Origin of the sequence: Sphingomonas parva (ex Maeng et al. 2020) (assembly GCF_004564275.1) — a bacterium.
In the GTDB taxonomy this organism is placed as follows: domain Bacteria; phylum Pseudomonadota; class Alphaproteobacteria; order Sphingomonadales; family Sphingomonadaceae; genus Allosphingosinicella; species Allosphingosinicella parva.
This window is the reverse complement of the sequence record NZ_SPDV01000029.1, coordinates 19,985-41,059: the sequence shown is the minus strand read 5'-3', so window position 1 is coordinate 41,059 and position 21,075 is coordinate 19,985. Positions and strand designations below refer to the sequence as shown.

Genomic DNA, 21,075 nt, shown 5'->3' with positions numbered 1-21,075 from the left:
CTCCTCCACGATCTGGCCCAGCTAGGCGTTTCGCCCCCGGCGCGCGCTTACCTGAATCATCTTTTGACATGCGGGCCCAGGCGCCGACACGTCCGAAAGATCCGGAAGGCGCTCCTGCCGGCGCGCCGCGCCCGCCGTGCCTCCGGCAACGGCGCGTCCCCCCGGATCGTCCGGCTGCGCCGGGAAGACGATTCCGGCGTTCCTTCTCCATGGCGGAGATGAGATAAGGGCGGGAAGGGCCGGGCCCTCGAGGATGTTCCAGATCATGCTGAGCCCGCTGACACTTCGGCTGCAGGCCTTCACCAAGCTTTCCGTGGCGGACCGCGAGGCGATCGACCGGGTGAGCCGATCGTCGGTGAGGCAGGTCGCCGCGCGGCAGGACATCGCCCGGGAAGGCGATCGGCCGCGCGCCGTCAATCTGATCCTCGAGGGCTGGGCGTGCCGCTACAAGAGCCTCCCCGACGGCCGCCGCCAGATCGTCTCGCTCTTCATTCCCGGCGACCTGTGCGACGCCAACGTTCTCATCCTGAAGGAGATGGACCATTATATCGGCGCCATCACCGCGGTGCGGCTCGCGGAGATCGGCCGCGAACAGCTCGAGGCGCTGACCCTCGACCATCCCCGCATCACCCAGGCCCTGTGGTGGGACGCGCTCGTCACCACCTCGGTGCAGCGCGAATGGACGCTGAACGTCGGCCAGCGCGACGCCTATGAGCGGATCTCGCACCTGCTCGTCGAGATGTTCCTCCGCCTTCGCGCGGTCGGCCTGACGACCGGGAATACGTGCCCGTTCCCGCTCACCCAGACCGACCTCGCCGATGCGACCGGGCTGACCGCGGTGCACGTCAACCGGACGCTTCAGGACCTGCGCCGCGACGGCCTGATCGCGCTCGAGCGGCGCACCCTCACCATTCCGGACCTGCCGCGGCTGAAGAACGCGGCGATGTTCAACGACAATTATCTCCACCTCGACCACGAGGGCGCGCATCTCGATGCCAACGACTGACGGCGGCGAGCGCCCGATCGGAGACCTCTCGCGCGCTAAGCACGTGGAAATGGCTTCGGAAGCGGCGCAACCCCACCCCATGCGCGAGCTGGCCGGCGGCCCGATCATTCTCTTCGATGCCGAATGCGTGCTCTGCGCGCGCAACGCCCAGTTCGTCCTCGCGCACGACAGGCGAGGCCGGTTCCGCCTCGCCTCGGTGCAGGGGGAGGTGGGGGCGCGGCTGTGCCGCGAGCACGGCATGGATCCGCGCGATCCGCTGAGCATCCTGCTGGTCGACGGGGAGCGGGTGCGGCGGGACAGCGACGCGGTGCTCGCCATCTACGAAGGGCTCGGTCTCCCGTGGCGGCTCGCCGGAGTCCTGCGGCTCGTGCCCGCGTTCGTGCGCGATCCGCTCTACCTCTGGGTGGCGCGCAACCGCTATCGCTGGTTCGGCCGGCGCGAGACCTGCTGGCTGCCGGCGCCCGAATATCGCGACCGGCTGCTGTGACCGGAGAGGGGCGCTTGAGGATCCTGATCCTCGGCGGCTACGGCGTGTTCGGCGGCCGCCTCGCCCGGCTGCTCGCCGACGTGCCGACGCTGGAGCTGGTCATCGCCGGCCGCGACCTCGCCCGCGCCGAGGCGTTCTGCGCCGGATGGACCGGGGCGGCGCGGGTCCGGCCGCTCGCCCTCGACCGCGCCGAGGTCGCCGCCGGGCTGCAGGCCGAGCGTCCCGATCTGGTCGTCGACGCCTCCGGCCCGTTCCAGCATTACGGCGCCGACCCCTATCGCGTGATCGCGGCCTGCATCGCCGCGCGCGTCGACTATTGCGATTTCGCCGACGCCGCCGATTTCGTCTTCGGCGTGCCGCGCTTCGACGCGGCGGCCAGGGCGGCGGGCGTCTTCGTCCTCTCGGGCGTGAGCAGCTTTCCGGTGCTCACCGCCGCGGTGCTGCGCGAGATGGCGAAGGACATGGAGATCGTCTCGGTCGAAGGCGGCATCGCGCCCTCGCCGTTCGCCGGCATCGGGCGCAACGTCATGCGCGCGGTGCTCGGCTATGCCGGCGCGCCGGTGAAGCTCACCCGCGGCGGCCGGCCCGGGCACGGCATCGGCCTCGCCGAGAGCCGCCGCTTCACCATCGCCGTGCCGGGCCGCCTGCCGCTGCGCAACATCCGTTTCTCGCTGGTCGACGTGCCGGACCTGCAGGTCCTTCCGCCCGAGCATCCGGCGATGCGCGACATCTGGATGGGGGCGGGGCCGGTGCCCGAGATCCTGCACCGCATCCTCAACCTGCTCGCCGCCGCCCGCGCCCGCCTGCGGCTGCCCTCGCTGGTGCCGTTCGCCCGGCTGTTCCATTTCGTGCTCGACCGGATGCGCTTCGGCGAGCACCGCGGCGGCATGTACGTCCGTGCCGAAGGCGTCGCGAACGGCGGGCCGGTGGTGCGCAGCTGGCACCTGATCGCCGAGGGCGACGACGGGCCGCTGATCCCGTCGATGGCGATCGAGGCGATCGTCCGCAAGCTGCTCGCCGGGGAGCGCCCGCCGCCCGGGGCGCGCTCCGGCGCCCGCGCGCTCGCGCTCGCCGATTATGCGCCGCTGTTCGCCGGCCGGCGGATCTTCACCGGCTTTCGCGACGCGGGCGAGGAGGCCGCGCCGCTCTACCGCCGGATCCTCGGCTCGGCCTTCGACGGGCTTCCGTCCCGGCTCCGCCAGCTTCACGACAGCATGGCGCCGCGCCGCTGGTCGGGCACCGCCGAGGTCCGGCGCGGCCGCCACCCCCTCGCCCGGCTGGTCGCCGCTTTGTTCCGCTTCCCGCCGGCCGCGGCGCAGGTGCCGGTCTCCGTCGCCTTCGCGCCGCGCGCCGGCGGCGCCGAGCTCTGGACGCGCCGCTTCGCCGGCCGCAGCTTCGCCTCGCTGCAGGCGGCCGGCACCGGCCGCAACCGCCACCTGCTGGTCGAGCGCTTCGGCCTGGCAAGCTTCGCCCTCGCGCTGGTCGTCGAGGGCGACCGGCTGCTGCTCGTCCCGCGGCGCTGGTCGCTGGCCGGCGTGCCCATGCCCCGCGCGCTGCTGCCGAGAGGGACGAGCTTCGAGGCCGAGCAGGACGGCCGCTTCGCCTTCGACGTCGAGATCGCGCTGCCGCTGGTCGGCCGGATCGTCGCCTACCGCGGCACCCTCGCCCCCGACGGGCCGCCCGCCCCTAATTCGGGGACACTATACTAATTACCGACGGCTCTCCCCGGGCGGAGCGATGCTGGAGGTAATTAGTATAGTGTCCCCGAAATCCGCCACGGTTCTCCCCGGGCGGAGCGATGCTGGAGGCAATTAGTATAGTGTCTCCGAAATCCGGTGTCCCCGAAATCCGCGGACCTTCTGCGAATTGGCCGCCCCCGCGCCGATCTGGTACAAGAGGCGATGGCCCGGATCGCGCGCATCGTCGTTCCAGGCGTGGCGCACCACGTCACCCATCGCGGCAATCGCCGCCTTCCCATATTCTTCGGCGATTCCGACCGAGCGCTCTATCTTCGCCTGCTCCGCGCCGGCTGCGAGGCCGCGAACGTGACCTGCCTGGCCTGGTGCCTGATGGACAACCACGTCCATCTCGTGCTGGTGCCGGCGACGGCGGACGGCCTGCGCGGCGCGCTCGCCGAGGCCCACCGCCGCTACACCAGCCACGTCAACGCGCGCGAGGGATGGCGGGGCTACCTCTTCCAGGGCAGGTTCGCGAGCTACCCGATGGACGACGCCCATCTGATGGCGGCGGTCCGCTACGTCGAGCGGAACCCGGTCGCGGCGGGCCTCGCCGCGCGGGCCGAGGATTGGCGCTGGTCGAGCGCGCGCAGCCATCTCGCCGGGCGCCGCGCCGCCGGCGATCCGCTGACCGACGTGGCGGCGCTCTCCCGACACGTGCCCAACTGGCGGGCGATGCTGCGCTACGGGCTCGAGGCGGGCGGGGCGACGGTCGAGGGCGAGCGGCTGGCCGCGGCGATCGAGGCGCGGCTGCGCACTGGCCGCCCGCTCGCCGCGGCGCCGTGGATCGCGGCGCAGGAAACGGCCCTGGCGCGCCCCCTCGCGCCCGCCCGGCGCGGACCCAAACCCAAAGCTGCTGCCCACGCTATTTCGGGGACACTATACTAATCAGGCGTGGCGCGGCCCCAGCAGGAGGGCGCTGCCCGTTACCTATTTCGGGGACACTATACTAATTAGACGCGTGGCGCGGCCCCGGCGGGAGGGCGCTGGACGTATTTAGTATAGTGTCCCCGAAATAGAGCCGGCCGCGGCGCGCCCGCCCTACACCCCGGTCGCCGCGAAGGTGTGGCCGTCGGGATCGAGGTCGCGCAGGTCGCGCCCGCGCGTCTCCTTGCCGAAGCGCGCGATCAGGCCGAGCGCCAGTGCCGTCGGGACCAGGATGATCAGCGCCACCAGGGCGAGCGGCGGGACCAAGGCGAGGATCGCGAGGAATTGCGCGAACATGCCGCCGCCCTTGCTGCACGCCGCGACCGCGCCGGTGGTCCGGCCGCGGATGCGCAGCGGGAAGCTCTCGGCCGTGTAGGGCAGGAGCATCGCGATCAGGCCGTTGGTCCCGACGATCAGCAGCGCGACCGGAAGCACCGGGCTGGCGATCAGCTGGAATTCGAGCGCGAACACGCCGAGCAGCCCGGTCAGCGTCACCGCGACCGAGCCGGCGACCGACCATTTGGTGCTCCACTTCGTATAGGCGTAGGCCGCGACGAAGATGGTCGGAAAGGCGATCAGCGCCGATGCGGCGAGCAGCCCGCTCGCCACCTCCATGCTGTAGCCGCGGCTGACCAGATCGGCGGGCAGCCAGAGCAACAGGCCGAAGTTGATCAGGCCGTAGCAGGTAGCGGCGAGGCACAGAGCCACCAGTTTGCCGAAAAACGCCTTGCCGGTCAGCGGCACGTCGCGGCCGCGGGTCAGCGCCGCCGTCTCGGCCTGGGTGGTGCCGCGCGCCTCGGAGCCGAAGCGGCGCATGATCCTCTGCGCCTCTTCGCGGCGCCCGCGCGCCAACAGGAACTTCGCGCTCTCCGGGATCAGCGCGCCGAGCAGCACCAGGCTGAGCCCGGTCGGGAGGTTGAGCAGCCACAGGATTCGCCAGCTGTAGGTCGGCACCAGCAGGGCCGAGAAGCCGCTCGCCGCGAAATAGCCGCCGACCGCGCCGAGGCCGCCGACCAGCACCAGGCTCCAGCCGCGATGCTTGCTCGGCATCATCTCGGCGAGCAGGGCGTAGGTGACGGGCAGCATGCCGCCGGCGGCGGCGCCCATCATGAAGCACATGCCGACGTTCCAGGCGAGCGACGGCATCGCGCCGCAGATCGAGGTGCCGACGAACATCACCGCGGAGAGCAGGATCGAGGCCTTGCGGCCGTAGATGTCGGCGATCACCCCCCAGACCACCGAGCCGACCACGGTGCCGACCAGAGCGAAGAAGGGCAGCAGCGACGCGGTCGCCTTGTCGGCATGATATTCGCTGATCATGCCGGGGATGGTGAAGCCGAGGCTCGCCGGCTTCATCACGTCGATGACCAGAGCGATGACGAGCACCGCCATCAGCCGCCAGTGCGCGCCGGTGAGCGGGGCGTCCTCGGGCGGCGAGACGACGATGTCCTGGGCCGCGCTGAGCTGCTGCGCGACGTTGCGCGGCAGCAGCCCATAAGCCGCGACCGCCACGCCGGCGACGATCAGCGCCATGCCGAGGAGCATGTCCGTTCCCATCTCCATCCCGGAGAGGCGGAAGCCCATGTCGCGCGCCATCAGGAACATCGGCAGGTGGAGCACGACTCCGGCCGTGACGGCGGCGACGCCGAGCACGAAGGCCCAGAGGCCCCGCCGATCCTTGAGAATGCTCGACTGCACTTGCCTGCTCCGCCCGCTGACCTGATCCCCGGCCCCGCCTAGCCGGTTTGCCGCGGTTGCGGAAGCGGGGGCGGAGCGTCCCGCCGGCCGTGCCCGCCGCCGCCCTGCCGCCGGCGTGGAATTCCCGAGCGTTGATGGTAGGATAGCCGCGACGCGTCGCTCCCGCTCTCAGCGCGAGTCGAAGCAGGAGCAGGACGCCGGTGCGGCGCAGGGGAGGGACGCGGTGAGACGATCCGTCAAGGCAGCCTTGGTCCTTTCGGTCTGCGCCGCCGGCCTGTTGCTGAGCGGATGCGGCGGCGGCGGCGGCGGCGGCGGCGTCAACCCGCTCCCGCCGGCGCCGCCCGCTCCGCCGCCACCGCCTCCACCACCACCCCCGCCGCCGCCGCCGCCGCCGCCCTCGAGCGGGCTCAACGATGCCGAATATGCTGCGTCCAACTCCGCCACGACGGCCAAGGCGCTTCCCGCCTACGAGGCGGGCGCGACCGGAAAGGGCGTGAAGGTCGCCGTCGTCGACACCGGGATCAACCCGACCCTGCCCGAGTTCGCCGGGCGGATCGATCCGGCCAGCCAGGACGTCGCCGCCAGCCGCGGCATCACCGACCAGCAGGGGCACGGCTCGATGGTCTCCGGCGTCATCGCCGCCAATCGCGACGGCCTCTACATGCAGGGCGTCGCCTATGAGGCGACGATCCTGTCGCTGAACGTCGGCGATCCGGCCGGCTGCAAGCCGGGCAACGACTGCTTCCTCGATTCGGCGCTGCCGACCGCGATCGATCTCGCCCGGACCAACGGCGCCAAGATCATCAACATGTCGTTCGGCGACGAGGAGGGCATGACGCCGGACATCTTCGGCGCGATCCAGCGGGCGGTGAACGCCGGCATCGTCATCGTCATGTCGGCCGGCAATTCCGGCATCGCCGATCCCAATTCGTTCGCGGTCAAGAACATCCAGGACCATGGCGCGAGCGGCCTGTTCATCATCGCCGGCGCGATCGACGTCGGCGGCAACATCAGCAGCTTCTCGAACCGGGCGGGCTCCGGCGTCGGCGCGCAATATTATCTGGCGGCGCTCGGCCGCGGCAACGCCACGGTCAACCAGTTCGGCCAGCACGTCACCCCGAACGGCACCTCCTTCTCGGCGCCGACGATCGTCGGCGCGGCGGCGCTCGTCGCCGGCGCCTTCCCGAACCTGACCGGCGCGCAGATCGTCGACCTGCTGCTCAAGACGGCGGACGACGCCGGCGTCCCCGGCACCGATGCGATCTTCGGGCGCGGCATCCTCAACATCGGCCGCGCCTTCCAGCCGCAGGGGACGACGACGCTCGCCGGCACGGGCATGGCCGTCTCGATCACCGACAACGGCATCACCTCGGGCCCGATGGGCGACGCCTCGGCGAAGCCCGGCGACGGCGCGGTCATCCTCGACGGCTATTCGCGCGCCTATGCGCTCGATCTTGCCAGGACTTTGCGGCGGATGCCGCAGGAGCAGCCGCTCCGCGAGGCGATCGGCGGCCGCGGCACCTACCGCACCGCCGCCGCGGCGGCCGGCCCGATCTCGGTGACGCTCACCGTCCGCAACGATTTGGCCGGCGCGCCGACCGTCGGAATCGCGCAGACCCTGCTCGACCCGGACGACCGCCGCAGGGCGCGGGCGATCGCCGGCACCGTGATCAGCCGGCTGACGCCGAAGACCACGGCCGCGTTCGGCTTCTCGCATAGCGGGCGAACGCTGCAGCAGCAGCTCGCCGGCGCATGGGAGGCGGGCTTCCTCGTCGCCCGCGATCCGATGAGCCGCGCCGGCTTCCATCCCGACGCAAACGCCAGCATCGGCGTCCGCCAGGACCTCGGGCCGGTGGCGCTGACCGTGACCGGCGAGCGCGGCAAGGCCTACAACCCCGGCTTTCGTCCGACGGTGGAGCTGCCCGGCTATGCGCTCGGCACGGTGACGCTCGACCGCCGGCTGGGGCGGGCGCGGCTCAGCCTCGGCGCGTCGCGGCTGACCGAGGAAGCGACCCTGCTCGGCGCGCGCTTCTCCCCCGCTTTCTCGATCGGCGGAACGACGACCGCCTTCGTCGACGGCGCGGCGAGCCTCGATCTCGGCCGGGGCTGGAGCGCCTTCGCGAGCTACCGGCGCGGCTGGACGTCGGTGCCCGGCCAGGGCGCCCTGGTGCGCGACGGCCGCCTTCAGACCGACGCCTTCGCTGTCGATCTCGCCCGGCGCGGGATGTTCGCACCCGGTGACAGCCTGTCGTTCCGGCTGATGCAGCCGCTCCGCGTCGCACGCGGCGGCTTCGCTCTCGATCTGCCGGTGACCTACGATTATTCGACGGGCACCGCCCGCACCGCCCGGCGCTTCTTCAATCTCGCCCCGACCGGCCGCGAGATCGATTACGAGCTGGCGTACGGCGTCCGGCTGGGAGGCGGCTGGCTCGACCTCAACGCCTTCCTGCGCCGCGAGCCCGGCCACATCGAGACGATGCAGGACGATTTCGGCGCCGCGCTCCGGTTCCGGCTGACGCGGTAGCGAGGAACGGGCGGCCTCGGTTCACGCCGCCGCAGGCGTCCGCCGCTGGCTCCAGGCGTCCAGGGGGCCGCATCGCGCGCCATGGCAGGCATGCGCCGTCTTCGGTCCGCGATCCCGGGAGTGCATCGAGCGCATTGTCACACTAGCTCCCGTCGGATCGACGCGCGCGTTCGATTTCTGCTCGTCAGGGACCTTCGGGATCTGTTGTGTCTTGGTCCCGGGCGCGCCTAGATGGGCGACGATTATTCGAGAAGGGGGCTCATGTCTTACAAGCTTGCAAGCCTGGTCATCGCGGCGACGTTGTGCAGCGCTTTCGCGCCAGAGCCTGCAGACGAGGGTGCCCGCGCGGTCTTGCGCAGTGTTGAGACTGGAGAACATGCCTCCGGCGCAACCGCTCCCTACGGCCTGCCGCTCTATCCAGGGGCACGTGTCGATCTATCGATGATGGGTGGGATGGCCCTGGGTGTCACCGTTGCCGCTGACGTGAGGGCACTCGGAAACTTCTATTCCGCGGCTCTGACCGAGAGGGGTTACCGGATCGATGAGGACGAGACTCTGAATGGTCGCCGCACCATCCATGCGAGCGAGCGACGCGCCCCATCTTCCAAGATGACCGTGTCGGTCAGCCCGAACGCGAAAGATCCTGCCAGGTTCACCCTCGTCTTCATGAAGCTCAAGACCCCCTGACTGCTCCACGTCGCCGTCTTCGCACAGGCGGCTGGGCGTGTCCGTATCGGGTCGGGGAACGAACCCGCTGCGCGGGAGGTACGGGTTCGTTCTTCTTCCAATTCGCTCATTCGCCTGTCGTGTCGAGATCTCCGGCCGCCGACGACGCAGGGCTCGTCGCGCTCCAGGGGCATGAACGAAACGGGCGGCGCCGCCGGCGCCGCCCGCATTTGGCCGTTCCGCCGCTTTAGAAGCGGAAGTTGGCGCCGGCCCGGAACGTCCGGCCGACCAGGCCGGGGATGTGCCAGGACGCCAGATAGTTCGGCTGCGTCGTGTAGAGCACGTTCGCGTAGAGCGGCGCGCGCGCGTTGGTGACGTTGTTGATCATCATGTAGAAGCTGAAGTTCTCGTTCACGTCGAACGTCGCGTTCAGGTCGGTGTAGAGGAAGCGGCGGATCTTGCAGAAGCTGTTGCCCCCGCTCGCGTCCTTGTAGAGCGTCGCGGTGCACGACGTGTCGAGATTGCCCTGGTCGGCCGCGACCCCCTTCATCTTGCCGACGAAATAGGTCGTCGCGGTCAGCGAGAACTGGCCGAGGTCGAGGGTGTTCTGCCAGTTGCCGCGCCATTTCGGCGTGCCGCCGCCCGACGAAAGGTCGGCCGGACCGACCGTCCCGGTGAAATGCTGCACCTGGCCGGTGTCGAGGTGACGGTCGAACTTCAGGGTCTCCTGAAGGTCGAGGCGGCTCCGCCAGCGAAGCTCGTCGGTGATCGGCACGTTGGCCGCGGCGGTGAACTGCAGGCCCGTCACGACGTCGAAGTTCGCGTTGACGTACGGCGCGTTGAGCACCAGCAGGCGCGGCAGCGCGTTGAGCGCCGAAGGATCGGCGCCGTCGATGACGTTGCACGAATAGCCCGGGGCGACCGCGGCGACCGCGGCGCAGCCGGCCGCCGAGGCCGCCGCCGCCGAGGCGAAGGTCTGGCCCGACACCGAATAATAAGCATCGATCGCCGCGCCGGCCAAAGGCCCGGTGACGATCAGATTCTCCTTCTTCACGTGGAAATAATCGGCGGTGAAGGTGAGCCAGCGGGTCGGCTCGAACACTGCGCCGAGCGAATAGCTCTTCGCCGTCTCCGGCTCGATGTCCGGGTTGCCGACGAAGCCGCGGCCGATCGAATAATTGGCGAAATAGCCGGCGTTGGCGGCGTGGGCGGCCCGGAACGCGGGGATGTTGCCCGGATTGAAGCCGACGAAGCCCGAGAAGGAGCTGAGCGGGTTCGCCTCGGCGAAGGTCGGGGCGCGGAAGCCCTCCGAATAGGATCCGCGGATCGAGACCTGCCGGATCGGCTGGAACTTGAAGCTGGCCTTGGGCGAGAAGTGGCTGAACCCTTCCGAATAATGGTCGTAGCGGCCCGAGGCGGTGAGCTCGAGGATGTCGAGGACGGGAGCGTTCAGCTCGAAGAAGGCCGCCCAGACGTCGCGATTGCCATAGGCCTGCGCGGTCGAGAGGCCGGGGACGGCGAGGTCCGGATTGGCGCTGCGGTTGGTCAGCTTCTCCTTGCGATACTGGCCGCCGACGGCGAGCTGCAGCGGGCCGCCGGGCAGGTCGACCAGGGCGTGGCCGATCGAGGCGTCGACGGTCAGCTCGCTCGAGTTCGACAGCGACGTGATCGGCGGCAGCACCGAATCCCGGACCGACTGCGGGTTCGCGCTCGGATTCCTGAAGTTGTACGATCCGGTGTTGATCGCCCGGACCAGCCCTTCCAGATTGGCGAAGCCGGTCTGGGTCAGCTTCAGGTCGTCACGCGAATAGCCGGCGTCGACCCGCCAGTCCCAGCTGTCGGCGATCGTGCCGCGCAGACCGCCGGTGATGCGGTAGAGCTCGTTGATGCGGACCGATCCCGCCTTCACGTCGCCGAACGAATAATAGATGCGCGCCGCGCCGTTCGCCGGATCGTTGGCGAAGGCGGCCGCGAACGGGTTGTTCGGGTTGAGCTGGCGGTCCGCCGCGGTGGCGCAATTCACCCCCGCCGAGCAGATATAGACCGGCAGCACGATGCCGGGGTTGGTGGTCGAGGTGGCCGGCGAGCCGCCGAACGCCTGGTTCTGGCGGATGCCGCGCGGCAGCAGCGTGATGTCGACCTTGTTGTGCGAATAGCTGCCCTCGACATAGCCCTCGATCGTGTCGGAGAGGCGGTAGCTCAACCGGGCGACGCCGGCGTAGCGCTCCTGCGGGGGCAGGATCTGGACATATTCCCGGGTCAGGTCGTGGGCGCAGGCCGTGCCGACGCGGGCCGACGTGTTCTCGGAGAAGGTGCCGAAGCGGCAATTCGAGAGCGGCGTGAGCGAGACGAACACCGCCGGCGTGGTCGCGTTTGCGACCGAGCCCGCCAGCGGGTTGTTGAGGTCGGTCTGGCGCACCCGCGTCACCACCGCATCCGGCGTCGGCGTCGTCAGCGTGTCATCGGCGCGGTTGTTGTCGGTGCCGCCGATCGCGCGCAGGTCGAGCGTGTTGAACGGGAAGCCGCGCGAATCCGCGGTGATCTTGCCGTTCCTTTCGTATTCGCCGCCGAGGTAGAAATTCCAGCCTTGGCCCTCATAGTCGCCGATGCCGGCGAGCGCCTTCACCCGGTATTTCTGGCCGTCGCCTTTCTGGGTGACGCCGGCTTCGCCGCCGACCTCGAGGCCGTTGAATTCCCGGCGGGTGATGATGTTGACCACGCCGCCGATCGCGTCGGCGCCGTAGAGCGACGACGCGCCGTCCTTCAGCACCTCGATCCGCTCGACGTTGACCTGCGGGATGCTGGTCAGGTCGGCGTAGGAATTGTGGCCGTCGTCGCTGAGCGGGAAATTGGCCGAGCGCAGGCCGTTGACCAGCAGCAGGGTCGACGAGACGCCGAGGTTGCGCAGCGAGACGGCGGAGCCGCCCGCCGAGAAGCCGCTGGTGAAGCCGACGCCGATCGAGCCGGCGCCGTCGGCCGCGGCCTGGCGGACCGCGTCGGCGGTGTTGGTGATGCCGGCGGCCTCCAGCGACTCGCTGGTGATCACCGTGATCGGCAGAGCGGTCTCGACATGGTCGCGGCGCAGCAGCGAGCCCGTGACGACGATCTCGGGCTCGGCCGCTCCGCCGGCCGAAGGCGTCTGGCCGGCGGGAGTCGCCTGGTCCGTCGTCGGCGCGTCGGTCTGATCGGCGGAACTCGCCTGGTCCTCGGTAACCGGGCCGGCCTGCGCGAGGGCGGGCGTGCTGAGCACCGCGAGCGCGAGGGTGGCGGCGCCGCTGAGCAGCCGCGCGTTGACGAAGCGTTGATTCATGTCGAGCATTCCCCTGTGCACGGGACGGCCGTCGCTACCTTTGCCAGGCGCGCCCCCTTTTCCGATCATCCCGTTGCGGGTGTGCAACCAACCCTCGCGATCGTAAAGCCGGGCGCCGCTAATTCTTTCTCATGTTGCACGACGACAACAGCCGACGGCCCCGGCCAAGTCGCCGCGCGCCGCAGGCAAATGCCGGACGAAGTCGATCGGGCGCCGAAGACGGATCGCGACTCGTTGCGGACTCCCCATCCAGCACGTGCTGGAGGGCGTGGGGGTGGCTCTTCTGGTCCGATGCAGCGTCGGCGCGGACGAAGGCAGTAAAAGCCACCCCCGGCCCCGCCCCACGAGACTCGGACATTGATGTCCATCAAGGCTAATGAGCGACCATGGAGAGAAGGTGCGTCCGACCTTGAGGTGGCTGAAAGGCGCAAGCCTTACGCTGCTTCTGCTTGCCGGTCTGCTCATGGCGACAGGCTTGCGGGAAGCAGGATCGGACCCGGTTGCGCGCCGATTGACGCTGGGGCTCGCTGGGTGGCCAGGCGACGCGCCGCCGCTCACGATCGCGCTGCTGTCCGACATTCACTTCGGCAATCGCGCGATGGACGCGGAGCGGCTGGACCGGATCGTCGGCGAGGTGAACGCGGCGCGACCGGATCTGGTGCTGCTGGCCGGAGACTTCATGGTTGGACACGACGTCGCTGGTGCATCCCGGCGCGTCGCCGGCCTGCAGGCACCTTTGTCCCGCCTGACCGCGCGGCTGGGCGTGATCGCAGTCCTCGGCAACCATGATCATTGGACTTCGCCCACTGCGGTCCGTGCCGCTCTGGTCCGTGCCGGCGTGACGATGCTCCGGAACGAAGCGGTTCGGCGCGGGCCGATCGCGATCCTGGGCATCGATGACGCCTTCTCAGGCCATGACGACGTCGGCGCGACGCTTGCATCGTGGAATCGCGTCGGCGGTATTCCACTGGTTCTGACCCATTCGCCCGACGTGGCTCCAAAGCTGCCTGGTGACCTACCCCTGGTGATGGCGGGCCATACGCACTGCGGCCAGATCGTCTTGCCGTGGATCGGGCCGCTCCTGACGCGGGGACCGAAGCAGCAATGGAAACCTCTCTACGACCCGCGATATCGCTGCGGAGTCGTGCAGGACCGAGGCGGGGTCGTCCTCGTGACCGCCGGCCTCGGATCGGGAACGAGCCCGCTACGGCTGGGCGCTCCGCCCGATTGGTGGCTGATCAGGATCGGGGCGCCCCGATCCACTCATCTGTCGGCGATCGCCGCGGCCGGGCCGTGAGCCGTTTGTCCGCTGTTCACCCGTTGCGGCCTCTCTTCCCTCCCTGCTGTAGGGACCGGCGGCAATGGGTCGCGATCCGGGGCAGGCACCGGCGAGGCGCGAAGGTCGCGTCCCGATCGTGGACCCACCGCTCGACGCCACGCCGCGGTCGGCCAGAGAGGGTGGATTGCGGACCTTCCGGAAACATCGCGGCAGCGCCTATCAGGCGCACCATGGACCGGGATGCCGACTGGATGTGGAACAGCTATGCGCGTGCGCTCGACATCCTCGAGGGTCGCGCGAGCGGTCATGCGCTGCCGATCATCATCCGCAAACTGGCACGAAGAGGGTTCGCACCCGCCTGCAACCTGCTCAGCGACTATGTGAGCAAGGAAGAAGCGGTTCGGCTGCTCAGAAGCGCAGCACGGCGAGGGGACGCGCTCTCGGCGTACAATCTGGCGATCACCTATCGCAACGGCGGCGACATGCGCAGGTACCGAACCGCCCTGGCCTACGCTGCCAGACTCGATCCCGACGCTCGCGCGGAGCTGCGCAGCTTCAAGACACGCTTTCCCCACGAGGTCATGCGCACCTTCCACCGGCTCGCCCCTGATCGAAGCTGATGTCGCGACGGCTCGGAGCCGCGTATTTCAGGGACATCACACTTATCTGTCGCTGCCGCCGTCGGCTGCTCATTCGAAATCGTCGGCAGCTTCGCGCCAATTCCGGCCGTTCCAGCGCCGAGCCTGCGCTCCCGCTAGCGGACATTTAGGCAGCTGACGGTCCTTCAGCCAGGTGTCGGGTTCCGCCGAGGAAATTAACGTTTGCGTGTCGACGGGCGACGCCGCGACGTGTCGGAACGTGCTTCGATGCTCGCGCGATGTCCGTGACTTCAATCGCTCAGTATGATTGTTACGGTACCTTCCGCTTCGAGGCCAAGATAGTACCCGCGCGGCGCCGATGAGGTCTCCGTCAGCCTCGCGCGTTCGATGGTGCCGCGCATACGAATTCCGTGGCCGAGATCCCTGTTGAGGGCTGCGGTCGCCTGGCTTAGCGCCTGAGCCCAGGCGCTGGTCAGATCGTAGCGAAGCGAGGAGCGGATCAACTCGTTCAACGGAGGGAAGTTGATCACTCGCACGAGCTGGTCCGCCACCGGACTGTTGGTATCCGCGGAAACGCGCATCCGATCCACGCCGAGAGTTCTGCTCTTGCTGTCGAACGTGGGGCGCGCGGTAAGCCATATGGTGCCGCGGAGATCCCGCCAGTCGCGATCGTTCGAAAGGCTCAAGGTGATCCCGATCGCGAGGTTCCGATTGCGCGTCTGGTAGATTTCAACCTTGCCGAACGTGACGGTGCACTTCCCGAGGACGGGGATGTCCAAGACTTGCGCCTTTCCCGCTCGCAAAGCGTCTTCGGCGGCCGCGGAGATGACGCTGTAATTGGCCAGGATCGGCAGGAAGAGCCGAAATCCGGGCGACGCGGAGCTGCGGGCGAGCGGCGGAAGGGCGCCCGGATCAGTTGCTGGGGGCTCGCCGCCAAGGAAGGTGGCCGTTCTTCCGCTGATCGTGATGGTCGTCGATGCCCTGCCGTCGGACACGTGGAGCCCCGAGTATCCGACCTCGGCGGGGGTAAGCCGGAACCAGCTCGACGGCTCCTGCGAAAGCCGGATAGGCTGGCCAAGTTGCGTCCAGACACGCTGCATCCGCTGCGCGAGCCGCAGACTCCTCAGCGCGTCGGGCGCCTCGGCCGCTACGCGCTGAAGTGCCTTGTCGATCATTGGATCAACGCTTCGGGCGAGCGTTATGCGCTGTCCCAGTACATCGATTCCGATGCGGTTCCGCCATTCTACGTCGAGCGACAGCTCGGCGCGAGGCGCCCAGGTCCGATCGATCGTGGGGATGATCGATCCGGTGATCGTGACGCTTCCGGTGACGTCTTCGGCAACAAGTCGACCCACGGGACCCTTCCCCCTTACGTCCGCGGTAAGGGAGACGGGCACCGAGAGGTTGATCACGCTCCCACCGCCAGAGAGCTGGATATGTTCCCGGTCGATGTGACCTGCGATCTGGCAGCCGATTGGGGGGGTGATCTGGATTTTCACCGAGCGTCCCCGGCATACGCCGCCGGAGGTCACGCCGATGCAGAGCTGCGTGTATTGCGCCGGCAGACATGCATCGAACGACTGGTCGAGAGAGAACAGGCGACTCGGAATCGCTTGGTTCAGCCGCTCTTCAACGCGCGCAAGCGACGTCGAGACCGGAACTACGATCGTGGACTGCCGCTCGGCGATCTCGACGGGTGAATAGTCGCGAGGCGGAGCCGCAGTGGAGCCTTCGCGGCTGCACCCGGTAACCAGAAGCACCTGCACCATCAGGAGCCGGGTTGCGGCGAATGGACTCCACCAACTCAACGGTGTTGCCGAGTTCATCCTCGTCGCACGGTACATCTCGGGCCTTTCCTGTGCGACGGTTGAAACGGCGTCACTCAGGCGAGCGGCGCGATCATGCCGGCCCACGCTGCGAAGCCGCTGGACGCGCAATGGCGGGATCAACAGAATTCACGACTGCTTCGCCTGAATCTTCTGCCGTTGACGTTGGCAAGCCTCGGCGCCGGGCCGACGGCTACACATAGAAGACACGGTTAACAACGATCGTCCGGAGATTCTGGTCCACGCGGAAACTTGGCAATGGGTCTCCCGGGCCGCTCTTTTGATGCATGGGGCCTCTCAATCCTATCACTTCAATCCGCGTATTGGATTGTCTTCGAAGTTATCCTGTTCGGCTGTGGGCCTAGAATTTCCCTATGAAAAAGAATATCTTAGTTTAACGCCTCCATTGAAGCGGGCACTTTCCGAACGGGCGTTCGACTCGGGCAACATTGGCGACGGGGTGCGGCAGGATGCTGACAGTCCCGGAAGTGGATTGACGAAGGTCAAATCGTGTCACCGGCTACCGCCCCGCCGCGTATATTGCTTCACTGGGTCCATTCCTGGTTATCCAGAGCATGGATCCTGAACATGCGCACCCGCGCCCATGGCCATGAGCCGTCCTGGCCATGTTGCTGGGCGTGACTGCGATAGCGTCGATGACAGGAGTTCGCGACCATGGCAGGGATGCTTTCAAGCGGAGTTCCCTCGATTAAAGGTCGGCGCGTCCCTTGGGCGCACGCACTGATCCTGCTCGCAATGACGGCGCTCACGCCCATCGATCTGCCCGCATCCGCGCAGATCTCGGCGCCCGCGGTGCAAAGCCTGGTCATGCGCGCGGCGGAAGTAGATCGCTGGCCGGGGCCGGCTCGTATCACGTCCAAGCTCACTCCAGTGAAGATCACCCTCGAAAACCACGGACCCAAGCCGGTTCTTCTCGCCTACAACCGAATCAAGCTAGTTGGTCGCGATGGACGAGAGTTCCGCACCTTGCCCCTTTACCGGGTGCAGCGTTCCGCAGCCGGGGAGGCCGAGCTTCCGCACGCCTTCGCGGTGCGGGATCAGAAGTTCGAAGTCTCGGGCTTCAGGTTGGCTCGGCTCTATGGGCGGGCCTATCCCGGGCAGCCCCTGGCTGACACGGCCATCGGCCTGGATCCTGCATATTACGCCCTGTACGAGAGCTATTACGACGGCGAGCCGCTCCCGACCACTGGCATGCGCCGCTGGGGTTTGCCCGAAGGCGTTCTTGATCCCGGCGGCCGCGTCGAAGGATATCTGTATTTCGAGAAGGCGCCGAACTCGGCCGAGCCGCTCACGCTGAAGTACGAACTCGTCGATGCTCTGTCGGGGGCGAGCAGCGGCATCGTCAGCGTTGTGGTCGACGATTAGTCGTGCATGCGGGCCCAACGAGGCTCCCGCCGCCCACCGCGCGAGATGTGCCTCAGCCGTAGGACTAGTCAGCGACGAGCTGCCGTATCCACGCGCTTTGACTTCAGTCACTGGATTCCGCCGCGGCCAGACAGAGCGGGGCCGCATCGGTCCTGCAGGCAGCCACTGCGCCCGAGTTTGACCCACATCAAATATAGGAACGGAACGGCTCTCCCGCGCTTGCTTCATGCAGGGCCTACGTCGGCGGTCGCCGCGGTGTTCGTCAGCGGGCGCGGGGAGGTTCCTCGGTGCTAATTGGATGCTCCAGCAACCAACTTGCGTCTCGATAGGCCGAGCTTGCGTCCGCGCATGGGCGCGGGCCGGATGGGACGTGCGACAGATCGCTATCGTCGATCCCGGACGCAAATCTCGGGAAATCTCGGAGATGGGAGGGCATGATGAAGTCATACGAGCCGAAGGCGCCAGCACCGAATGCACGTGAGAGGTCGGACAAACGCTACTTCGTCCGACGCGCCGAGCAGGAACTCGACCGCGCACAGTCGTCAGATCATCCCGGCGTGGTCAGATCACATTATCATATGGCGGCGCTTTATCTCGACCTCGCCTACAATGACGAGGCTTTCGAGTCCTGGCGCGAGCGTGGCGGTGTCGACTGGGATGCGCTGAGTTCGTCACCAAGAGCGTTATCCGCGGCAATCCATAGCAGGACGTCCTGATCTTCCATTCTCGGTAGGGGCAGGGAGGCACGGGGGCACGGCGCAACCTCCCTGTCCCCGAAGCTCGCAAGAATGATTTGACCGGGCACTCTCTTCGCAACGCGGGGACCACACTTAACTGGCCGCTGCCCGAAAGGACGCCGGCACGCGTCGTAGCCCCTCGAGGCAGCACCGCACCCGATCCTGAGGCGATTAGGCAATCTGCAAACACGCCCTGCGGGAGGGGCTAAGCGGGCTGATCCGCGATCACGGTGATAACGCCCTGTAGTTCGGCAGCACGGGCTTCGTAGTCCTCGGCTATCTCGATCAAGTTCCGCGCGAGCGGATCGGCGCCCATTCCTTCTGCGATGCGGCGGCAGGTTCCCGCCTTCGTGAGAAGCTCTTCCGGAGAGTCGGTCGGTGAGGTCATGCTCGGTTCTTCGCAGGGGTCGGCCAGCACGTCATCTATTCTGAGGTCGAAATCGGTTCCTGAACGCGCTCAATCTCTATCAGTTTCTTCTGAATGGACAGCGACGCATCACTGAGCAGCGAGTCGCCGGACACGAACGGCAGCGAGGAAGAGACGGGCAAGATCCTCGCGGAGAGCAACCGCGTTCGGGAGGCGCAGAATGTGCAGGAGCCGGCTGGGAAGGCTGCTCGTTCGCTCCAGCCGTAGGCCGCTCCACTCAAGAGGCAGATCGCGGACGATGCCTTTTCAGCCGCAGAGCGTTGCTCTATGTCCTGGCAGTCAGCGCGCTGCCGAGCTTCGGACCCTTGGATTTACCGTCGCGGCAAGGCGGCGGATCCAGTTCCATCAGGTCTCTTCCTCGTTGAAGCAGGTAGTGTGCCATTCGATGAACTTGTCGGGGCGGGAAGGAAGCGGCTGGCGGTCGACCGTCTCGAAGAGAAGCCAGCGCGGGTTTTCGGTCGAAATTGCGAAGCGCCTCGGGGTGATGATTGTCCCGTCCTCTCGTTTGCCGCTGACCGTCCCGCAGAGCACCGGTTCACCGTCGACCGGATCGCCCACATAGACGTTGCTGAACAGTGCGGCGCCAGATGCGAGACCCAGCTGCTCGCGAACGTGCTGCTTGGCAGCCTCGCTTGCCTCGGCCGACGAAAGGCTGTCTTTTTCGCATGCACCTAGGAGGCAGGCGAAGAGCACCAGTCCCGCACCGATCTTCATGTTCCGGTCTCCTCTTTAACGTTCCAGATAATCGCCCGTTCGCCGTGAGCCTCGTGAAGTTGAGCGTCATCAGCTGTCGACGCATCGTTGGCCCAGCATCCGTTGCCTATGTTCGCGAACTGTCCTCCTCGAGCGCGGCTTTTTCCCTCGGTGGACCGACTGGACGCGCACATGCGGGAGGGAAATCCGTCAGGATTTGCGTGGCAGTCGATCCCCGGCCGCACCAGCAACGGCCGGGGATCGGCGGCCTTCAGGGAGTGTGATGAGGCTCCCTCGGCCGCGCCGGCGTCATGGCCAGACTTGCCGACGGGAGATGAACCCCCGACTGCAAGGAACGACTGCCGAATTGCCCGAGATCAATTCCCCGTGGAGAAACAGTCGGACGGCGCGCTGACGAGACGTTGCCGCGTTGCGACCGGGCCGACGCGAGCCTCAGGCCCGGACGGCAGCTCAATAGGCGAAGCCATAATAGCCGTATACGCGTTGACCATAAGAGCGGTCGTAGGTCGGCTCCTGCCCGTCCTCGTATGACGGCGCCTGCTCGATCTGGTCTCGAGTGAGGTTCACGACGTAGCCGCCCTGGCGATCGTCGTAAGTGAGGGCATTCCACGGCAGCGGGTAATAGCGATTGCCCATGCCGAGGAAGCCACCAAAGCTCATCACCGCGTACCGGACCTTGCCGTCACGCTTGCCGACCATGAAGTGCTTGACCGTGCCGAGCCGATCGCCGCTCTGGTTGTAGACGGTGGTACCCTCCACCTTGTCGGATGCGATCATATCGCTCGTCTCGTCGCGCGCCAAGGTGTCGCTGTCGTTTTCATGTGTCATCGGGATGTCCTTTCATGGTGGGAGGGCAGGCGGCGGCCGCTTCGGGCCCTGCGCCTGTCTTCACTTCATCGCATCGGCCGGCGCGTCGTTCCGGTTATTGACCGGCGTCAATGCCTGCTCTGGACCCCGGCCGGTGCTGTTTCCCAGCATCTCGCGCAGAGCACGGATCTCGTCGCGAAGCGCGCTGATGTCCCGGCTTCCGGCGACCTCCGCCTCGGGCGCGTCGGCGTCGCGTCCGACGAAATAGCTGGCGAAGCTGGCCGTGAGGTAGCCAAAGACCCCAAGGCCGTAGAGCGCGAGCAGGAACGCAAGCAGGCGGCCCTCGAGGGTCCTCGGCCAGAAATCGGTGCCGATGCTGGCAAGGAGCATCGCCGTCCACCAGAGCGCATCGCCGTAAGAGGCGAAACCTCCCTCGACCTGCCCCGAGGACTCGAGGTTCGCCATTCCTGCGGCGCCGAGCAGCAAAACGAGCATGGTCAGTGCCAGCACGTAGTGAAACGCGCGTCTGCGAAGGGAGGCGCGCAGGCTGTTCATTCCGCGGTTGACGCTGCCGACGACCTTGACGAGCTGGGCGCCGCGCAGCACCCGCGCAGCGCGCAGCACCGCAAGGCCCCGGAGGATGCGAAAGGCGGGCACCAGGAGCGCCAGCGCGGTGAGCCAGTTGCGCCGGAGGAACGGCATCTTCTCCGGAGCGAGCCAGAATCGCAGGCCGAACTCGCCGATGAAGACGATCCATATCGCCGTCGCAATCAACGTCAGGGCAGCTCCGCCTCGTCCGGTGAGCTCCAGCAGAACGATGCCCAGCCAGAAGAGGCTGAGCACGAGCATCGGGGTACGAAGCCATTCCTCGAGATCTTCCAGCGTCCTCCTCCTGTCCTCCATGTGCACTTCCTCGATTGCGGCTGCTGGGGCGATCCGAACGTTC

At 67.6% G+C, this 21,075-nt stretch carries 18 protein-coding genes; 11 read left to right on the top strand and 7 right to left on the bottom strand.

The window, feature by feature from the left end:
* Positions 1–253 precede the first annotated feature (253 nt).
* The 4 genes from E2493_RS14425 to E2493_RS14410 all read left to right on the top strand — a co-directional run bounded on the left by E2493_RS14425 (position 254) and on the right by E2493_RS14410 (position 4,117).
* Entirely contained in the window at positions 254–1,006 is a 753-nt protein-coding gene (locus E2493_RS14425; RefSeq protein ID WP_225421495.1) for a Crp/Fnr family transcriptional regulator, read from the top strand.
* Positions 993–1,493, top strand: a complete 501-nt coding sequence (locus E2493_RS14420; protein ID WP_225421494.1) for a thiol-disulfide oxidoreductase DCC family protein — start codon at positions 993–995, stop codon at positions 1,491–1,493. The genes E2493_RS14425 and E2493_RS14420 overlap by 14 nt, the downstream gene beginning before the upstream one ends.
* A gap of 14 nt (positions 1,494–1,507) precedes the next feature.
* A complete protein-coding gene (locus E2493_RS14415) occupies positions 1,508–3,202 on the top strand; it encodes an SDR family oxidoreductase (protein WP_135087998.1) in 1,695 nt (564 codons plus the stop codon).
* A 192-nt stretch (positions 3,203–3,394) separates the two neighbouring features.
* Entirely contained in the window at positions 3,395–4,117 is a 723-nt protein-coding gene (locus E2493_RS14410) for a transposase (RefSeq protein WP_135087996.1), read from the top strand.
* A 153-nt stretch (positions 4,118–4,270) separates the two neighbouring features.
* Here E2493_RS14410 and E2493_RS14405 read toward each other — a convergent pair whose 3' ends face one another.
* Positions 4,271–5,854 (bottom strand): MFS transporter, encoded by a 1,584-nt coding sequence (locus E2493_RS14405; RefSeq protein ID WP_225421493.1) that lies wholly within the window; start codon positions 5,852–5,854, stop codon positions 4,271–4,273.
* A gap of 223 nt (positions 5,855–6,077) precedes the next feature.
* Between E2493_RS14405 and E2493_RS14395 the strand changes: the two genes are divergently transcribed.
* Both E2493_RS14395 and E2493_RS14390 read left to right on the top strand, forming a co-directional pair.
* Positions 6,078–8,378, top strand: a complete 2,301-nt coding sequence (locus E2493_RS14395; protein WP_191993004.1) for a S8 family peptidase — start codon at positions 6,078–6,080, stop codon at positions 8,376–8,378.
* 231 nt (positions 8,379–8,609) lie between these two features.
* The gene (locus E2493_RS14390; RefSeq protein ID WP_135087991.1) at positions 8,610–9,065 is read left to right on the top strand and encodes a hypothetical protein; all 456 of its coding nucleotides are present in this window, start codon (positions 8,610–8,612) and stop codon (positions 9,063–9,065) included.
* Positions 9,066–9,291: 226 nt separating this feature from the next.
* Here E2493_RS14390 and E2493_RS14385 read toward each other — a convergent pair whose 3' ends face one another.
* Entirely contained in the window at positions 9,292–12,354 is a 3,063-nt protein-coding gene (locus E2493_RS14385) for a TonB-dependent receptor (RefSeq protein ID WP_318531705.1), read from the bottom strand.
* A 511-nt stretch (positions 12,355–12,865) separates the two neighbouring features.
* On the opposite strand from E2493_RS14385, the gene E2493_RS14380 reads away from it, so the two are divergent.
* The gene (locus E2493_RS14380) at positions 12,866–13,651 is read left to right on the top strand and encodes a metallophosphoesterase (RefSeq protein ID WP_225421492.1); all 786 of its coding nucleotides are present in this window, start codon (positions 12,866–12,868) and stop codon (positions 13,649–13,651) included.
* A 212-nt stretch (positions 13,652–13,863) separates the two neighbouring features.
* Positions 13,864–14,253, top strand: coding sequence for an SEL1-like repeat protein (locus E2493_RS14375; RefSeq protein WP_135087985.1), 390 nt, complete (start codon positions 13,864–13,866; stop codon positions 14,251–14,253).
* Positions 14,254–14,522: 269 nt separating this feature from the next.
* On the opposite strand, the gene E2493_RS14370 is transcribed toward E2493_RS14375, so the two are convergent.
* Complete coding sequence (locus E2493_RS14370) at positions 14,523–16,076, bottom strand: DUF4403 family protein (protein ID WP_167737545.1); 1,554 nt, start codon at positions 16,074–16,076, stop codon at positions 14,523–14,525.
* Positions 16,077–16,733: 657 nt separating this feature from the next.
* Between E2493_RS14370 and E2493_RS14365 the strand changes: the two genes are divergently transcribed.
* A complete protein-coding gene (locus E2493_RS14365; protein WP_135087982.1) occupies positions 16,734–17,444 on the top strand; it encodes a hypothetical protein in 711 nt (236 codons plus the stop codon).
* Positions 17,445–17,881: 437 nt separating this feature from the next.
* Entirely contained in the window at positions 17,882–18,160 is a 279-nt protein-coding gene (locus E2493_RS14360) for a hypothetical protein (protein ID WP_135087980.1), read from the top strand.
* 226 nt (positions 18,161–18,386) lie between these two features.
* On the opposite strand, the gene E2493_RS14355 is transcribed toward E2493_RS14360, so the two are convergent.
* Positions 18,387–18,569, bottom strand: a complete 183-nt coding sequence (locus E2493_RS14355; protein ID WP_135087977.1) for a hypothetical protein — start codon at positions 18,567–18,569, stop codon at positions 18,387–18,389.
* Positions 18,570–18,662: 93 nt separating this feature from the next.
* On the opposite strand from E2493_RS14355, the gene E2493_RS21895 reads away from it, so the two are divergent.
* Positions 18,663–18,815, top strand: coding sequence for a hypothetical protein (locus E2493_RS21895; RefSeq protein WP_225421491.1), 153 nt, complete (start codon positions 18,663–18,665; stop codon positions 18,813–18,815).
* A 138-nt stretch (positions 18,816–18,953) separates the two neighbouring features.
* Here E2493_RS21895 and E2493_RS14350 read toward each other — a convergent pair whose 3' ends face one another.
* The 3 genes from E2493_RS14350 to E2493_RS14340 all read right to left on the bottom strand — a co-directional run bounded on the left by E2493_RS14350 (position 18,954) and on the right by E2493_RS14340 (position 21,032).
* On the bottom strand, positions 18,954–19,322 hold the full coding sequence (locus E2493_RS14350; RefSeq protein WP_135087975.1) for a hypothetical protein: 369 nt from the start codon (positions 19,320–19,322) through the stop codon (positions 18,954–18,956).
* 450 nt (positions 19,323–19,772) lie between these two features.
* Complete coding sequence (locus E2493_RS14345) at positions 19,773–20,150, bottom strand: PRC-barrel domain-containing protein (RefSeq protein ID WP_135087973.1); 378 nt, start codon at positions 20,148–20,150, stop codon at positions 19,773–19,775.
* Between the two features lie 60 nt (positions 20,151–20,210).
* Positions 20,211–21,032, bottom strand: coding sequence for a potassium channel family protein (locus E2493_RS14340; RefSeq protein ID WP_135087971.1), 822 nt, complete (start codon positions 21,030–21,032; stop codon positions 20,211–20,213).
* Positions 21,033–21,075 lie beyond the last annotated feature (43 nt).

What these genes read in the sequence shown, in the direction of transcription:
- E2493_RS14425 (WP_225421495.1), top strand. Translation starts at nt 254, where the DNA reads ATGTTCCAGATCATGCTGAGCCCGCTGACACTTCGGCTGCAGGCCTTC.
- E2493_RS14420 (WP_225421494.1), top strand. Translation starts at nt 993, where the DNA reads ATGCCAACGACTGACGGCGGCGAGCGCCCGATCGGAGACCTCTCGCGC.
- E2493_RS14410 (WP_135087996.1), top strand. Translation starts at nt 3,395, where the DNA reads ATGGCCCGGATCGCGCGCATCGTCGTTCCAGGCGTGGCGCACCACGTC.
- E2493_RS14390 (WP_135087991.1), top strand. Translation starts at nt 8,610, where the DNA reads ATGGGCGACGATTATTCGAGAAGGGGGCTCATGTCTTACAAGCTTGCA.
- E2493_RS14385 (WP_318531705.1), bottom strand. Translation starts at nt 12,354, where the DNA reads ATGAATCAACGCTTCGTCAACGCGCGGCTGCTCAGCGGCGCCGCCACC.
- E2493_RS14375 (WP_135087985.1), top strand. Translation starts at nt 13,864, where the DNA reads ATGGACCGGGATGCCGACTGGATGTGGAACAGCTATGCGCGTGCGCTC.
- E2493_RS14370 (WP_167737545.1), bottom strand. Translation starts at nt 16,076, where the DNA reads ATGTACCGTGCGACGAGGATGAACTCGGCAACACCGTTGAGTTGGTGG.
- E2493_RS14365 (WP_135087982.1), top strand. Translation starts at nt 16,734, where the DNA reads ATGGCAGGGATGCTTTCAAGCGGAGTTCCCTCGATTAAAGGTCGGCGC.
- E2493_RS14360 (WP_135087980.1), top strand. Translation starts at nt 17,882, where the DNA reads ATGAAGTCATACGAGCCGAAGGCGCCAGCACCGAATGCACGTGAGAGG.
- E2493_RS14355 (WP_135087977.1), bottom strand. Translation starts at nt 18,569, where the DNA reads ATGACCTCACCGACCGACTCTCCGGAAGAGCTTCTCACGAAGGCGGGA.
- E2493_RS21895 (WP_225421491.1), top strand. Translation starts at nt 18,663, where the DNA reads ATGGACAGCGACGCATCACTGAGCAGCGAGTCGCCGGACACGAACGGC.
- E2493_RS14350 (WP_135087975.1), bottom strand. Translation starts at nt 19,322, where the DNA reads ATGAAGATCGGTGCGGGACTGGTGCTCTTCGCCTGCCTCCTAGGTGCA.
- E2493_RS14345 (WP_135087973.1), bottom strand. Translation starts at nt 20,150, where the DNA reads ATGACACATGAAAACGACAGCGACACCTTGGCGCGCGACGAGACGAGC.
- E2493_RS14340 (WP_135087971.1), bottom strand. Translation starts at nt 21,032, where the DNA reads ATGGAGGACAGGAGGAGGACGCTGGAAGATCTCGAGGAATGGCTTCGT.